This window comes from Rhizobium brockwellii (assembly GCF_000769405.2).
GTDB classification, from domain to species: Bacteria; Pseudomonadota; Alphaproteobacteria; order Rhizobiales; family Rhizobiaceae; genus Rhizobium; species Rhizobium brockwellii.
In genome coordinates this window covers 4452552-4467303 of record NZ_CP053439.1, presented here as the reverse complement: position 1 = coordinate 4467303, position 14752 = coordinate 4452552, and the positions used below count along the sequence as shown (strand labels likewise).

The window sequence follows — 14752 nt, the reverse complement described above, 5'->3', positions numbered from 1 at the left end:
TTACAGCCCCATTCCCAGAATCTTGCCGACGGTGAAGATATCCTTGTCGCCGCGGCCGGAGAGGTTCATCAGGATGATCTCGTCCTTGCCCATCGTCGGTGCGCGCTTGATCACCTCGGCAATGGCATGCGAGGGCTCGAGCGCCGGGATGATGCCTTCGAGGCGGGTCAGGGTCTGGAAAGCCTCGAGCGCTTCGTGGTCCATGATCGGCACATAGTCGACGCGGCCGGTATCGTTCAGCCAGGAATGTTCGGGGCCGATGCCGGGATAATCGAGACCCGCCGAAATCGAATGGCCTTCCTTGATCTGACCGTCACCATCCTGCAGCAGGTAGGTGCGGTTGCCGTGCAGCACGCCCGGCGAACCGGCGGTGATCGATGCGCAATGTTCGTCGCCCTGCAGGCCCTTGCCACCGGCTTCGACGCCGACGATCTTGACCGAGGGATCATCGAGGAAAGGATGGAAAATGCCGATGGCGTTCGAGCCGCCGCCGACGGCAGCGATGACCAGGTCCGGAAGGCGGCCTTCGGCTGCCAGCATCTGCTCTTTCGCTTCGATACCGATCACCGACTGGAAATCGCGGACCATCTCCGGATAGGGATGCGGACCGGCTGCCGTTCCGATCAGATAGTAGGTATCCTCGACATTGGTGACCCAGTCGCGAAGCGCCTCGTTCATGGCATCCTTCAGCGTGCCGCTGCCTGCCGTGACCGGTTTGACTTCCGCGCCGAGCAGCTTCATGCGGAAAACGTTCGGCGCCTGACGCTCGACGTCGGTGGCGCCCATATAGACGACGCAGGGAAGGCCAAAACGGGCGGCAACGGTTGCGGAGGCAACGCCGTGCTGGCCGGCGCCGGTTTCGGCGATGATGCGGGTCTTGCCCATGCGCTTGGCGAGCAGGATCTGGCCGATGCAGTTGTTGATCTTGTGCGAACCGGTATGGTTCAGCTCCTCGCGCTTGAAATAGATCTTCGCGCCGCCGAGTTCGGCCGTCAGCCGTTCGGCGAAATAGAGGGGGCTCGGGCGGCCGATATAATGCGCGCCGAGATGCTTCAATTCGGCCTGGAATGCCGGATCGTTCTTTGCCCTGTTCCACTCGTCCTGCAGGTCGAGGATCAGCGGCATGAGCGTTTCGGCGACGAAACGACCGCCATAAATGCCGAAACGGCCATCTTCATCGGGGCCGGAACGGAAGGAATTCAGTTTAGGCGTCTCGTTCACTCTCAACTCCCTGAGGCCATCATCGGCGCATTTGCCTTTTCGACCGCGTCAAAAAATTCATCGATCTTCGCGACGCTCTTCACGCCAGGCGCAGTTTCGACTCCCGAGGAGACGTCGATACCCGGTGCGTTGGTGACGAAAAGCGCCTCGGCGACATTGTCCTTGTTCAGCCCGCCCGAAAGCATGTAGTCGACGCTGCCGTCAAGCCAGCTGAGAAGGCTCCAATCGAAGGAAATACCGTTGCCGCCAGGCAGTTCCGAACCCTTCGGCGCTTTGGCGTCGAAGAGGAAACGGTCGGCGATGCCGATATAGGCCTCGACGCGCTTCAGGTCGTCTGCCGTGCGGACCGAAAAAACCTTCATTACAGGCAGACCATAGAGCGCCTTTATGGTCAGCACATGTTCGGGGCTCTCGTTGCCGTGAAGCTGGAGCATATCCGGCTTCAATATCGACACGATCTCGTCCAGTTCGTCATTGGTCGGATCGACGACGACGGCGACGATTTTCGCCTTGCCACGCGCAGGTTCTGCCAGTTTTGCCGCCAGGTCCGGCTCGATATAGCGCGGACTCTTTTCGAAGAAGATAAAACCGATATGGGTCGCGCCGCGTTTCAGCGCGCGATCGACAGCGTCAGGCGTCTTCAAGCCACAGATCTTGATATCCGGTCTCATGGCAGCGAAGTGACACGAAATGCAGAAAGAGTCGAGCCAATTTGCGACGGACGCTGAATTTAGCATGGCTCTCGGCTAGAGCGCCGCGCGTCCAAATGACGCTCTATCACTTTAAATCTGCGCATAATCCCTTTCGAAAAATCGATTCCGATTTTCGGGGTTATGCGCTAGTCGAAATCAATGGCATGCAACTGGCTGCCATGCCGCTTGAGCCAGGATTTCGCCTCGTCCATGCCGGGGCAAAGTTTGCCGCAGAGGGCCCAGAAGTGCGGGCCGTGGTTCATTTCCTTGAGATGGGCGACCTCATGGGCGGCGAGATAATCGATCACCAACGGCGGCGCCATGACGATACGCCAGGAAAAGCTCAGATTTCCCTCCGACGAACAGGAACCCCAGCGGCTGCGAGTATCCTTCATCGAGATCGAGCGGATCGGCGCCCGGATCGCTGCGGCATGCATCGTCGCCAGTCTTGCGAGATCGGCGCGCGCCTCTTTCTTGAGAAAGGCGGCAATGCGCCGTCCGACATGTTCCGGCATGCCGCTGACGCGCAGCACCGGCCTGCCGTCTATGGAAACCGCCTCCGTCAGCCCGCGCAAGCTGCCGCTATGCTGGATGCGATGGGAAACGCCGCGAAGGAGGATTTCGCCGCCGTCACGCAGGCCGGTATCGGTCGAAAACTTGGCAAGCTTGGTGAGCAGCCAACCCTGGTGACGATCGAGGAAGGCATTGACCTCACGCGCGGCGAGGCCTTTCGGCACCGTCATCTTCAAGGCGCGGCCACCCGGCTCGATGCGCAGCGTGATGCGTGTCGCCCGGTCATGCTGCTTGATCGTCAGCGGCATGAGCCGGCCGGCGACATCGAGCGTCCGCATTTCGGGCGGAGCCGGCTTTCGCGCCTTCGACCTTGTTTTCAGAAGCGAGAACATGCGTGTTTTCTATACGATTCGCCGGCAAATCTAAATGATCGCCGGAAGGGCAGACATGGAAAAACCGGCATCGAGAGATGCCGGTCATCATTTCATTATTCAGGCGTTTACGGCGTCTGATATTCAGCCACCGGGCCGTTGTCATCGCGCTTGGCGTTCCTGCGGTCGCGCATGAAGCGGTCGAACTCTTCCTGATCCTTGGCGCGGCGGAGCTCGCGCAGATAGGAGTCGAAGTCCTCGCGCATTTCGTCAAGCTTGCGGCGCTCTTCCTCCATCCGGTCGAGTTCGGCCTTGCGCCAGTCGTCGAAGGCGACGTTGCCGGTCGAGAAGTGTGGGCGGTGACGACCATGCGGGCGGCGGCAGGAGGCAAAGAAGCCATCGGTCGCCTGGTTGACGTCACGCTTGAAGCCGCGCAGACGGTCGCCGAAGATGATGTAGGCAAGCATGGCAAGACCCAGAGGCCAGAAAACCATGAAGCCGAGAATCATCAGGGCAATGGTAGCCGGAGTCCAATCCGGTCGAAGCAATGCTGACTGGTTCATCGTGCGGGTATCCCTCGCTTTCCGCGCCCGGCAGGATACCGAACGCTGAAATCGATGTGGTTACCGCAATAACCGCCTTCAAGACGATTGCCCGCGAAATCGGACAAGGCCTTGAATCCGTTTTGCTAATTCAGCTATCCCTGAATCAGCCCGTCCGGCCGCCCTTGATGACACGCCGGATCGGAGGCTTGACGGCGGAACGGGAATGCTTTCGGACGAAATCGATGATGCGCGGCGCGATCTCGCGGCGGAAACGCGAGCCATTGAAAACACCATAATGGCCGACATCCGGCTGGAGATAGTGCATGCGCATATCTTCGGGAATGTTCACGCAGATGGTCTGCGCCGCCTTTGTCTGGCCGACCCCTGAGATATCGTCATTCTCACCTTCAACGGTCAGCAGCGCCACGTTGCGAATCGCCGCCGGGTCGACGCGTTTGCCGCGATGCATCAGTTCGCCCTTCGGCAGCGAATGCTTGATGAAGACCTCCTCCACCGTCTGCAGATAGAATTCGGCGGTCAGATCCATGACAGCGAGATATTCGTCGTAGAAATCGCGATGTCTTTCCGGCTCGCCGTCGTTCTTCACGAGATGCATGAAGAATTCCTTGTGCGCGACGAGGTGGCGATCAAGATTCATCGACATGAAGCCCGAGAGCTGCAGGAATCCCGGATAGACCGGGCGCATGAAGCCCGGTTGCGGCCAGGGCACGTTCATGATGACGTTGTCGGAGAACCACTGCAGCGACCGCTCCTGGGCGAGCTTATTGACCGCCGTCGGGTTGATGCGCGTGTCGATCGGGCCGCCCATCAGCGTCATCGACGCCGGCGAAAGCGGGTCCCTGGCTTCTTCCATCACGGCAGCGGCTGCCAGCACCGGAACGGAAGGCTGACAGACGGCGATGACATGCGTGTCCTGACCGAGGAAATGCAGCATCTCGATGACGTAGTCGACGTAATCGTCGAAATCGAAGCTGCCTTCCGTCATCGGCACCATGCGGGCGTCGATCCAGTCGGTGATGTATATATCGGCACTCGGCAACAGCGCCTCGACCGTGCCGCGCAGCAGCGTGGCATAGTGGCCGGACATCGGCGCGACGATCAGGATGCGTGGGTCATTGCCGCGGGCGGCTGGAATACTGCGGGCGAAATGCAGAAGATTGCAGAAGGGTCGCGACCAGACGACCTCTTCGCGGACGGAAACCGTCTTTTCACCGATCGTCGTCTGCTTCAATCCGAATTCCGGCTTGCCATAGCGGCGCGTCGTGCGTTCGAACATTTCGAGACTTGCCGCCATCGTCCGGCCGAAAGGCGTATGGGAGAACGGATTCAGCGGATTGGCATAGGCAAATCGCATGATATCTGCCGCGGCACGAAACGGCGCCATGGCGGCATGGTTCAATTCATAAAGCTGATAAAACACGGAAGGCGCCACCTTTCTCTATCGAAAAGATGACGCCGATTGAAAGGCATCGACTCTTTTCGTAACGCGGGCACGTCGCGCAGACTAACAGGTTTTTGTTGCACAGCAACATTGACGAACCAAACCCACACAAGAAATGCCGGAGAATTGATCCCCGGCATCATAATCGACCTGAAAACTTAAGTTTCTCAGCAGGAAGCGTCGTTAACGATCCGCAACGAAGGTCTGCTTCTGCGTGCCGAGACCTTCGATGCCGAGTTCGACCACGTCGCCGGCTTTGAGATAACGCGGCGGCTTGAGGCCCATGCCAACGCCCGGAGGCGTGCCGGTCGAGATCACGTCACCGGGATGCAGCGACATGAACTGGCTGAGATAGGAGACAAGGAACGCAACCCCGTAAACCATCGTCTTCGATGAGCCGTTCTGCATCTTCTGGCCGTTGACCGTCAGCCACATGCCGAGGTTCTGCGGTTGCGGAATTTCATCCTTGGTCACGAGCCAGGGGCCGATCGGGCCAAAGGTGTCGCAGGATTTGCCCTTGGTCCACTGACCGGACCGCTCGGTCTGGAAAGCGCGCTCGGAAACGTCGTTGGAGACGCAATAACCGGCGACATAATCCAGCGCTTCGGCTTCCGTCACATATTTGGCAGTTTTGCCGATGACGACGCCGAGCTCGACTTCCCAATCGGTCTTTTCCGAGCCGCGAGGAATGATGACATTGTCATTCGGTCCGACGATTGCGGATGTTGCTTTCATGAAGATGATCGGCTCGGGCGGCACGGCCGCACCGGTTTCGGCAGCATGATCCGAATAATTCAAGCCGATGCAGATGAACTTGCCGGTGCCCGCGACGCAGGCGCCGATACGGCCGGGTGCGATTTCCGGAAGGCTCTTCGGATCGATCGCCGCTATCTTTGCAAGGCCTGCCGGTGTGATCGCTTCGCCGCCGATATCGGCGACATGACCGGAGAGATCGCGGATCTTGCCATCGGCATCGAAAAGCGCGGGTTTTTCACTGCCCGCTTCGCCAACACGCATCAGCTTCATGGAATTCCTCCTCATCGAAAACGGATTTGCAACCACCTATGAACGAATTATTCATCGGTGTCATTACGGCTTTGCCGGGAAGCGGTACGGCTCTGCCGCGATTCGGATGATTTTCTGCCGAAAACCGTCCGTATCTTTCGGCATCATGCTCTAAAAATTTCCGCCAGATCAGGGCCGACGGGAACGATCTTCGTCGGGTTGAGCCTTTCGATCGAATAGTAGCCACGCTTGATGTGATCGAGGTTCACCGTTTCGGCGATGCCCGGCCAATCCAGCATGCGGCGGCAGAAGGCGCGCAGCTTGGCATAGTCGGAAAGCCGGCGCAGATTGCATTTGAAGATGCCGTGATAGGCGACGTCGAAGCGCACCAGCGTTACGAAAAGCCGGATATCGCTCTCGGTGGGATGATCGGCGAAGAGAAACGACCGGCCCTCGAACTGCTGCTCGACCCAGTCGAGGCAGGAAAAGACATCGGCAAAGGCTTCTTCGTAAGCGACCTGTGTGGTGGCGAAACCGGCGCGGTAGACGCCATTGTTGAGATCAGGATAGATGCGGTCGTTGAAAGCATCGATCTCGGTGCGTCTCTCCGCCGGGTAAAGATCGATCGGATTTTTTGCCAGACCGCCGAAGCCGCTGTTCAGCATACGCAAGATATCGGCGGATTCATTGTTGACGATGGTCTTTTTCTGCTTGTCCCAGAGCACTGGCACGGTCGCCCGGCCGGTGAAATCGGGTGCTGCCCCGGTATAGATTTCATGCATATAGGTTACGCCGTTGACGTGATCCTCCGTCGCGCCGGGATAATCGCCGAAGCGCCAGCCCTGCTTGCCCAGCAGCGGCTCGACGACCGAGACCGAGATGACGTCTTCCAAGCCCTTGAGCTTGCGACCGATCAGGGTACGTGAGGCCCAGGGACAGATATAGGCGACATAGAGATGGTAACGGCCGGCGCTGGCTGCAAAGCCGCCTTCGCCCGTCGGCCCGGCGCTGCCATCCGGGGTCACCCAATTGCGGAAACTTGAGGTCTGGCGGACGAAGCCGCCCTTTTCGTCCTTTGCCTGGACGGGCTGCCAGTCTTCCGTCCATTTTCCGTTCACCAGCATGCGCAACTCCCCGAACGATTGACTAAACGGTTTATTATCCTGCTTCGACGCCGGCGTGAGGCCGCTTTTATGGAGACAGTCTGTACACCCCAACTGCGACGATGCTGCGCTTGCCAAGCCGGTGAAGCAGGAAATATGACTCCGCTGAAGCGCGTCGCAATCTTTCAAAACCGCTGCACACTTTTGCGCGACATGCTTTAGGCAAGATGACGTGGAGTTCAAAATGCATCTCTCGAAGGCCGTCGTACGGACCGAACATGCAAGCCGCTATCTGCAGCAGCTCTGCAAACACTGGAGCCACAAGTTCAGCGTCGATTTTGATCGTCTGAAGGGCCGGGTGCCGTTCAGCGATACGGCCGAGGTGACGTTTGCGGCCGACGATGCGGCGCTGACCATGACACTTTCCGTCGCCGATTCCTCGCAACAGGAAAGGATGCAGCACGTCATCGACGATCATCTGAAGCGCTTCGCCTTCCGCGAAGAACTCGACATCGTCTGGACGGACTAAGCCCAGCCCCCGATCCAAATTTTCTCCCCCAAACCATGGAACAAGCATGACGAAGAGCAATAGTCGCGAATCGGAATATCCCATCGATTCGATGTTTCTCGACCGCTGGTCGCCGCGCGCCTTCACCGGCGAAATCATCGAGGAAGCGCAGCTGCTCAGTCTGCTCGATGCCGCCCATTGGGCGCCGTCCTCGGCCAACCACCAGCCCTGGCGCTTCGTCTATGGCCTCAAGGGTTCGGAGCATTGGGAGAAATTCGTCGCTTTGCTCAACGATTCCAACCAGGAATGGGCCAAGCATGCATCGGCGCTGATCTTCGTCGTGTCGCGCGCCTTCACCGGGGCTGCCGGCTCGGCTGAGGAAAAGCCGAGCTACACCCATTCCTTCGATGCCGGTGCGGCATGGGGGCATCTGGCAATCCAGGCGCGCCTCTCCGGCCTTTATGCCCATGGCATGGGCGGCATCAAGCATGAGGAGATCAGGCAGGCTTTCGCCATTCCCGAGGGCTACCGGGTCGAAGCAGGCGTCGCCGTCGGCCGGCTGGCCGATAAGAGCGTTCTTTCCGAACGCAATCAGGCCCGCGAATTCCCCAGCCAGCGCAAGCCGCTCTCCGAGGTCGCCTTCAACGGCCGCTTCGTCGCGAATTGAGCGAAGCCAAAGGCCAAGCAGATATCGGGCAAACGAATGCCCCGCCATCCTAAAGATAGCGGGGCCATTTATTTTTGAAATATCAATTAGATATCGAGGTTTGCAACGCTCAGCGCATTCTCCTGGATGAATTCGCGCCGCGGCTCGACTTCGTCACCCATCAGGCGGGCGAAGAGACCATCGGCGTCAGTGGCGTCGTTGACCCTGACCTGCAGCAGCGAGCGAACGTTCGGATCGAGCGTCGTTTCCCAGAGCTGCTCGGCATTCATCTCGCCAAGACCCTTGTAGCGCTGCATGGTGAGACCCTTGCGCCCGCTTGCGAAGATCGCGTCGAGCAGGGCACGCGGGCCGGAGATTTCGACGTCGCCTTCGCGGCGATGCAGCGACGGCGGCGTCTGATAGATTTCCTTGAGGCGTGCCGTCAGCTGGTCGATGTGACGGGCATCCGAGGAACCGATCAGGGCCATGTCGAGCACGACGAGTTCCTTGACGCCGCGGACCATGCGCTCGAGGCGCAGACCGCCATCGGTTGTCACATCGCCCCGCCAGCCGCGCTCGGTTTCCTCGGCGATGATGTCGAGGCGCCCAGCCACTTCGTTTGCCAGCGCCAGCGCTCTGGCCGGGTCGCTGGCGAGCTCGGCATTGAGGGCGCCGGCAATGGCCGCTTGTTCGACGGCGGAACGATTGTAGCGCGAATGGAGATTGTCGAGCAGCGCGCGCATACGCAGAGCATCGAGGATGACCTCGCGCAGATCCTGGCCGGCGCGAACTTCGCCGCTGCCGAGCCTCAGCGAAGCATCTTCCAGGCCCTGGCTGATGAGATATTCTTCCAGCGCCTTCTCGTCCTTCAGATACTGCACCGACTTGCCGCGCGAGACCTTATAGAGCGGCGGCTGGGCGATATAGAGATGACCGCGCTCGATCAGTTGCGGCATCTGGCGGAAGAAGAAGGTCAGCAGCAGGGTGCGGATATGGGCGCCGTCGACATCGGCGTCGGTCATGATGATGATCTTGTGGTAGCGCAGCTTTTCGACATTGAACTCGTCCTTGCCGATGCCGGTACCGAGCGCTGTGATCAATGTGCCGATTTCCTGGCTCGACAGCATCTTGTCGAAACGGGCACGTTCGACGTTCAGGATCTTGCCGCGCAGCGGCAGGATCGCCTGGTTCTCGCGCGAGCGGCCCTGCTTGGCCGAACCGCCGGCAGAATCGCCCTCGACGAGGAAGACTTCGGATTTTGTCGGATCGCGCTCGGAGCAGTCAGCAAGCTTGCCCGGCAGCGAAGCGATATCGAGTGCGCCCTTGCGGCGGGTCAACTCGCGTGCCTTGCGGGCCGCTTCGCGTGCGGCGGCTGCCTCGACGACCTTACCCACGAGGATTTTGGCTTCGCTCGGATGTTCTTCGAACCAGGTGCTCAACGCCTCGTTGACGAGACTTTCGACAACAGGACGGACTTCCGAGGAAACGAGCTTATCCTTGGTCTGCGAGGAGAATTTCGGATCCGGCACTTTGACCGACAGAACCGCCGTCAAGCCTTCGCGGCAATCTTCGCCCTGCAGCGTTACCTTTTCCCTTTTGGTGATGCCGGAACTGTCGGCATAGGAAACGACCTGGCGCGTCAGCGCCGCGCGGAAGCCGGCCATATGCGTGCCGCCGTCGCGCTGAGGGATGTTGTTGGTGAAGCAGAGCACGTTCTCATGATAGCTGTCGTTCCACCACATCGCGACTTCGACGGTGATGCCGTCCTTTTCGCCGTGGATGGCAACCGGCTTGTCGACGAGCGACTTCTTGGCGCGGTCCAGATAAGCGACGAAAGCCTCGAGGCCACCGTCATAACGCAGCTCTTCCTGCTTGATATCGGAATGGCGCTTGTCGGTCAGCAGGATGCGGACGCCTGAATTCAGGAAGGCGAGCTCACGAAGGCGATGCTCCAGCGTGCCGTAGTCGAACTCCGTCATGGTGAAGGTGCCGGTGCTCGGCATGAAGCTCACTTCCGTGCCGGTTTCATTCGGCGCGTCGCCCGTAACCTTCAGCGGAGCATCGGCCACGCCATGGGTGAAGCTCATTTCATGGATCTTGTCGTGACGGCGGATCTTCAACTTCAACCAGACGGACAGCGCGTTGACGACGGAGACGCCGACGCCGTGCAGGCCACCGGAAACCTTGTAGGAATTCTGGTCGAACTTACCGCCGGCATGAAGCTGCGTCATGATGACTTCGGCGGCCGACACGCCTTCGCCGGTGTGGATGTCCGTCGGGATGCCGCGACCATTGTCGGTGACGGTCACCGAGCCATCCGAATTGAGGGTCACCGTGACGATGTCAGCATGGCCGGCAAGCGCTTCGTCGATCGCGTTATCGACGACTTCATAGACCATGTGATGCAGGCCGGAGCCGTCGTCGGTATCGCCGATATACATGCCGGGGCGTTTGCGCACGGCATCGAGGCCCTTCAGAACCTTGATGGAATCTGCGCCATATTCGGTGCTTACGCCGTTTTCCGTCGCGGATGTATCGCTCATTCTGTCGAGATTTTCCCTGTTGTCGTAAAGCTGCGGCGCGCCTTGCGAATCACCGGCTTTCTTCACTCTCGTATATAGGTTTTTTGAACCCACTTCCCAATGGCAAGCCCCTAAAACAAGGCATAAAACAGGGGATTATGACGCTTTTCCGTCGCCTTTGCCGCCATTTTCAAGAAGAGCCGATAGCCGGCCTATCTCCGCGCTGTCAAGGTTGCGAATCCGCCGAGCCAGCCGGTTGGCAAATTCGGTATATTCGGGGGGCAGTCCGGAGGTATCAATCACGACGCGCGGGTCGGACGAGCGGGCGAGCAAGAACAGTTCCTCGGCCTCATCCCAGATGATGTTGAAATAGCCGGCGATGCGCTGCAGCAGATCGAATGTCGGCAAACCACGCTTTCCATGTTCGAGCGCCGAGAGATAGGCGGGGGAGACATTCAGTGCTTCCGCCATCTCCTTTTGCGAGACGCCCTTGCGCGCTCTCAGCCTGCGAACCGCCTCTCCGAAGGGTGTCATGGCCTTTCCCCATGCCGCCGCGATAGGCGAATGTAGAGCGCGCCCTCACCGCCATGATGCTGTGCGGCCGACTCATAGGAGGAGATCAGGTAGCGGAATTCCGGCTTCGAAAACCAGAGAGGCACGGCCCGCTTCAGTGCGCCCTCGCTGCCCATCGAGCTGCCCTTGCCCGTAATGACCAGCACATGGCGCATGCCGCGCTCATGGGCGCGGATCAGGAAATCGAGAAGGATGGCATGAGCCTGGCTCTGCACCAACCCGTGCAGGTCGATCCGCGCTTCGAGCGCCAGCCGGCCCTTGGCGATCTTCCGCTTGACCGGCTTCTCCAGCGGATGATGCACCCCGGCCGATGGCTTCGCCGTTGACGGTGCTGTCGCCTGCAGCGGCGTGGGTGTGGCGGGCGTCTGCTTTTCCTGTTCCCGTTCGGCCGCCGCCTCGGCCTCGGCAAGAAAGGCGTCGAGTTCGGTCAACGCCCCCGCCTTGCCGGGCATCGGCCGCGTGCTGCGGGCAACCTTCCCCCAGAGGATCCTCTCATCCGCGCTCAGCTTGCGGTCCCTGGCCATCAGTCGAATCTTCCGGCGGCGGCATTGGGAATGAGGATGGTGAAATCGGCCTCGTTGCGGACGGTGCCGGCGCTTTCCCCGGCCATGTCTCCCGAGCCGGTGAAGATATCACCCCGCGCCGGCCCGATAATCGCCGAGCCGGTATCGAGCGCCAGCATCAGCCGGCGGAACGGGCGACCCTGGTCGAGATGGGTGAGGCTTTCGGCGCGAATGAAAAAAGGAAAGCCGAAAGTATGAATCATCCGGTCGACCGCAAGCGCTCGCCCAGCGAGAAGCGGCACCTTGGCAGCCGCGATCGGACCTGCCTGCGGGTCGGCAACCGGTGCATCACGGAAGAAAATATAAGAGCGGTTATGCCATAATACTTCGTCGACGCGCTCGGGATTGCGCGCCAGCCAGGCACGGATCGCCTGCATCGAAATCTCCGCCCGATCGATCTCGCCGCGCTCGATGAGTAGCTTGCCGATCGCCGAGAAAGCATGGCCGGCCTTCGCGGCATAGGTGATGCGGCCGATACGACCATCCTCATAACGCAGGCGGGCAGCACCTTGCACATGCACGAAGAAGACATCGACCTTCGACTTCGCCCAGGCGATTTCGAGGCCGCGGCCTTCGAGAAAACCCTGATCGATGGCGCGGCGGTCCGGATAGGCAGCGACGCGGTCGTCATGCAGACGGCCGAAAACATAGGCCTTGTCGAGCTCGGCGGGGCGATTGGCGTCATCGAGATCAATCAGATCGTCCGGACGCCGGTAGAACGGAAAACGGAAAATTTCGTCCGGCTGCTCCGACACGTCGATATCGGGTTCGTAGAAGGCGGTGACGAAGCCGGAATTGCCGTCCGTGCGGCGAATCAGAAAGGGCCGACAGTGCGTCTCGAAAAAAGCGCGCGCCGATGCCGGAGATGACGGCGTGAAATCTTCGGCAGCGGCGAGAAGCGGAAGCAGGTCTTCCGAACTCAGGCCAAGTGATCCGGTGCGGTAAGGTTTGACATCGGTGATCTGCCGCCGGCAGCTTCGCATCACTTCAAAAAGGCCGGAGGGATCATCATCCTTCCAGCCTTCCAAAGTGTCGAAGCTTATGGCCTGCAGGACGAAGTCCGATGCGTGGTCACTCATGTTCCGATTCGGTCGCCACGAGTTTCCAGTTCGGATCGCGCGAACGAGTGTCGCGAGCAAAGGTCCAGACGTCGTTGACCTCGGCGACGTTTTCGGCGTCGCCTTCGATCAGCACATCCGCCTTGTCGTAGGTGGCCGATATCAGCTGGCTGGAGATGCGCACGGTGATCTGCGCTTCGCTGCCCTTCGTCTCCGCATGGGTGATTTCGGCCTTGTCGATGCCGACGAAAGTGGACTTCACCTTCTCGCCCCGGGCTTCGCGCTCGCCGATCGCCGCATCGAAGCCGTCATAGACTTCGCGAGACAGCAAGTTCTTCAGCGTTTTCCGGTCGCCGTCGGCATAGGCCATGACGATCATCTCGTAAGCCATGCGGGCGCCGTTCAGAAACTCCTTCGGGGTGAAGGCGGGATCGGCCTTGTTCAGCGCGCGCAGCGATTCGTTGAGCGGCGTTCCGGGTGCCGCGAAAGCATCGATGGCAGCAAAGCGATCCTCCTCCTCCGTCGTCGCATCACGCCGCGGCAGTGTCACGACCTTGCCGGCATCGGCGGCTTCGGCCGGAGCCGCATCCCGCGGCGTATAGAGATCGCGCGGCGGCTTCTCATTTCCTGTACGGCGCCCGAGCACGGAGCGGAGCTGAAAGAAAATCAGCACAGCCGCCACCAGGAAAAATAATGTGATGAAGTCGTTCGAACTCATATCGTATCGCAGCCGCCCGTTAACATCTCTGATTTGTACTCCCATATAGTCTGCCTATACAGATGATTCAAATGATGGCTGGCATCTTCGCCGGCGCCAAGAGGAGACCGGCGAGCCCGGGACATGACCGACATGCGTTTTTCGATCCTGCCAGCCTTCATTCTGCTGCTGCCGCTCGCCGAAATTGCCGGTTTCGTCGTCGTCGGCCGGGCTATCGGATTGTGGCTGACGCTGGCGCTTGTCATGCTGGGTTTCGTCCTCGGCGTGATTCTGCTGCGCCGGCAGGGCATCGGTATTTTGCGCCGCATGTCGAGCGAAGGACGAAATGGCGTGATGCCGGGCCGCGACCTGCTGCGGCCGGCGATGAACGTCATAGCCTCGCTGCTGCTGATCATTCCCGGCTTCCTCACGGATATCATCGCTATCCTCATTCTTATTCCGCCGGTGCGCGATCTCGTCTGGCGGGCGATCGCCAACCGATTCGTCGTCGTCAATGCCAAGGCCGGCTCTTCCTCAGGCCCGCAACCCGATTTCCGCGACCGCAAGCCGAACGCGAAGGTGGTCGATCTCGACGAAGAGGACTATCATAGAGAGCCGGATCGCAACTCGCCGTGGTCGGGCAAACATCTCGGCGATTGAGGCCTGCGGCTGATCAACCGCGCCAAGCGCCCAGGGTTGTAAGCCCTTCCCTGAAATGTTAGATGGCGGCACCATTCCCATGCCCCTCGAGGAAAAGCCAATGGCAGACGATAACAACAGCAACGGTGCGGCCAACCCCACCCTTTCGATCCTTGCGCAATATACCAAGGATCTGTCCTTCGAAAATCCAGGTGCGCCGCGTTCGCTGCAGGCCCGCGACAAGGCGCCGACGATCAACATCAATGTGAACGTCAACGCCAACCCGCTTTCCGATACGGATTTCGATGTCGTGCTGTCGCTGAATGCCGAGGCCAAGGACGGCGACAAGACGGTTTTTCATACCGAACTCACCTATGGCGGCGTCTTCCGCGTTGCCGGGTTCCCGCAAGAACACATGCTGCCGGTTCTTTTCATCGAGTGCCCGCGCATGCTTTTCCCCTTCGCTCGTCAGATCATCGCCGACGTCACCCGCAACGGCGGTTTCCCGCCGCTGATGATCGACCCGATCGACTTCACGCAGATGTTCGCTCAGCGCGTCGCCGAGGAACAGGCCCGCGCCAAGGTTCAGGCCGTTCCGAACTGACCAGGTCTTGCTTGTCTGAAATGCGGATGC

The 14752-nt window shown here is 59.9% G+C and carries 16 protein-coding genes; 4 read left to right on the top strand and 12 right to left on the bottom strand.

The window, feature by feature from the left end:
• From trpB to RLCC275e_RS21800, 7 genes are all read right to left on the bottom strand, one after another.
• Positions 1 to 1221 (bottom strand): tryptophan synthase subunit beta, encoded by a 1221-nt coding sequence (trpB, locus tag RLCC275e_RS21830; protein WP_033182045.1) that lies wholly within the window; start codon positions 1219 to 1221, stop codon positions 1 to 3.
• A gap of 2 nt (positions 1222 to 1223) precedes the next feature.
• Complete coding sequence (locus tag RLCC275e_RS21825; protein WP_033182134.1) at positions 1224 to 1892, bottom strand: phosphoribosylanthranilate isomerase; 669 nt, start codon at positions 1890 to 1892, stop codon at positions 1224 to 1226.
• Positions 1893 to 2059: 167 nt separating this feature from the next.
• Positions 2060 to 2818 (bottom strand): M48 family metallopeptidase, encoded by a 759-nt coding sequence (locus tag RLCC275e_RS21820; protein ID WP_033182044.1) that lies wholly within the window; start codon positions 2816 to 2818, stop codon positions 2060 to 2062.
• Positions 2819 to 2925: 107 nt separating this feature from the next.
• Positions 2926 to 3360: a DUF2852 domain-containing protein gene (locus RLCC275e_RS21815; protein WP_033182043.1), complete on the bottom strand. Its 435-nt coding sequence runs from the start codon at positions 3358 to 3360 to the stop codon at positions 2926 to 2928.
• A 145-nt stretch (positions 3361 to 3505) separates the two neighbouring features.
• Positions 3506 to 4783 carry a polyhydroxyalkanoate depolymerase gene (locus RLCC275e_RS21810; protein WP_033182133.1) on the bottom strand — a complete coding sequence of 426 codons (1278 nt, stop codon included), beginning with the start codon at positions 4781 to 4783 and terminating at the stop codon, positions 3506 to 3508.
• Positions 4784 to 4987: 204 nt separating this feature from the next.
• Positions 4988 to 5830: a fumarylacetoacetate hydrolase family protein gene (locus RLCC275e_RS21805; protein ID WP_033182042.1), complete on the bottom strand. Its 843-nt coding sequence runs from the start codon at positions 5828 to 5830 to the stop codon at positions 4988 to 4990.
• A 143-nt stretch (positions 5831 to 5973) separates the two neighbouring features.
• Positions 5974 to 6933 carry a glutathione S-transferase family protein gene (locus tag RLCC275e_RS21800; protein ID WP_082229791.1) on the bottom strand — a complete coding sequence of 320 codons (960 nt, stop codon included), beginning with the start codon at positions 6931 to 6933 and terminating at the stop codon, positions 5974 to 5976.
• 223 nt (positions 6934 to 7156) lie between these two features.
• Here RLCC275e_RS21800 and RLCC275e_RS21795 point away from each other — a divergent pair, with 223 nt between their 5' ends.
• Entirely contained in the window at positions 7157 to 7441 is a 285-nt protein-coding gene (locus RLCC275e_RS21795) for a DUF2218 domain-containing protein (protein ID WP_033182040.1), read from the top strand.
• A 46-nt stretch (positions 7442 to 7487) separates the two neighbouring features.
• Complete coding sequence (locus RLCC275e_RS21790; RefSeq protein ID WP_033182039.1) at positions 7488 to 8087, top strand: nitroreductase family protein; 600 nt, start codon at positions 7488 to 7490, stop codon at positions 8085 to 8087.
• A gap of 86 nt (positions 8088 to 8173) precedes the next feature.
• Here the strand turns inward: RLCC275e_RS21790 and gyrB are convergent, their stop codons facing one another.
• From gyrB to RLCC275e_RS21765, 5 genes are all read right to left on the bottom strand, one after another.
• Entirely contained in the window at positions 8174 to 10609 is a 2436-nt protein-coding gene (gene gyrB / locus RLCC275e_RS21785; protein WP_033182132.1) for a DNA topoisomerase (ATP-hydrolyzing) subunit B, read from the bottom strand.
• A gap of 135 nt (positions 10610 to 10744) precedes the next feature.
• Positions 10745 to 11122, bottom strand: coding sequence for a helix-turn-helix domain-containing protein (locus RLCC275e_RS21780; RefSeq protein ID WP_003544097.1), 378 nt, complete (start codon positions 11120 to 11122; stop codon positions 10745 to 10747).
• Positions 11119 to 11685: a Smr/MutS family protein gene (locus tag RLCC275e_RS21775; protein ID WP_012759549.1), complete on the bottom strand. Its 567-nt coding sequence runs from the start codon at positions 11683 to 11685 to the stop codon at positions 11119 to 11121. The genes RLCC275e_RS21780 and RLCC275e_RS21775 overlap by 4 nt, the downstream gene beginning before the upstream one ends.
• The gene (mltA, locus tag RLCC275e_RS21770; protein ID WP_033182038.1) at positions 11685 to 12803 is read right to left on the bottom strand and encodes a murein transglycosylase A; all 1119 of its coding nucleotides are present in this window, start codon (positions 12801 to 12803) and stop codon (positions 11685 to 11687) included. Before mltA ends, RLCC275e_RS21775 begins: the two co-directional genes overlap by 1 nt.
• A complete protein-coding gene (locus tag RLCC275e_RS21765) occupies positions 12796 to 13500 on the bottom strand; it encodes a Tim44/TimA family putative adaptor protein (RefSeq protein WP_033182037.1) in 705 nt (234 codons plus the stop codon). The genes mltA and RLCC275e_RS21765 overlap by 8 nt, the downstream gene beginning before the upstream one ends.
• 132 nt (positions 13501 to 13632) lie before the next feature.
• Here RLCC275e_RS21765 and RLCC275e_RS21760 point away from each other — a divergent pair, with 132 nt between their 5' ends.
• Both RLCC275e_RS21760 and secB read left to right on the top strand, forming a co-directional pair.
• Positions 13633 to 14139 carry an FxsA family protein gene (locus RLCC275e_RS21760; RefSeq protein WP_033182131.1) on the top strand — a complete coding sequence of 169 codons (507 nt, stop codon included), beginning with the start codon at positions 13633 to 13635 and terminating at the stop codon, positions 14137 to 14139.
• A gap of 100 nt (positions 14140 to 14239) precedes the next feature.
• Positions 14240 to 14722, top strand: a complete 483-nt coding sequence (gene secB, locus RLCC275e_RS21755) for a protein-export chaperone SecB (protein WP_012759545.1) — start codon at positions 14240 to 14242, stop codon at positions 14720 to 14722.
• Positions 14723 to 14752 lie beyond the last annotated feature (30 nt).